At 29.2% G+C, this 342-nt stretch carries 1 protein-coding gene; it reads right to left on the bottom strand.

Annotation, left to right across the window (positions count from 1 at the left end; all coding sequences use genetic code 11):
• Positions 1–342 (bottom strand): serine hydrolase domain-containing protein (locus B2671_RS01425; RefSeq protein WP_346868813.1); only part of this gene is annotated, 342 nt, incomplete at both ends.

Below are 342 nucleotides of genomic sequence, written 5' to 3'. Positions count from 1 at the left end.
CTTTGATTTACTATACATTATTGGAAAGTTTGGTCCAAATAAATATTGAAGACCGGAAGTATGAGTTAAAAGATGATGTATAGTTATTCTTTTATCAAATTGATGAAATTCAGGAAAATAATTAGTAATGCTTTCATTAACATCTAATAATCCTTTTTCTTGTAACATCATCACTGCCATAGCGGTAAATTGTTTTGTTATGGAACAAATTCTAAACTTTGTTTGTGATGTATTGGGAATATTATGTTCTATAGAAGCCTTTCCATAGCCTTTTTTAATGATAGTCTTACCCTTTTCAGCTACTAAAATGGAACCACTAAATGCCCATGTATTGCAGTATAA

This window comes from Clostridium sp. UBA5119 (genome assembly GCF_002414285.1).
Lineage (GTDB): Bacteria > Bacillota > Clostridia > Clostridiales > Clostridiaceae > Clostridium_J > Clostridium_J sulfidigenes.
Note: the sequence above shows the minus strand (reverse complement) of the source record. Positions and strands in the feature narration are given on the sequence as shown.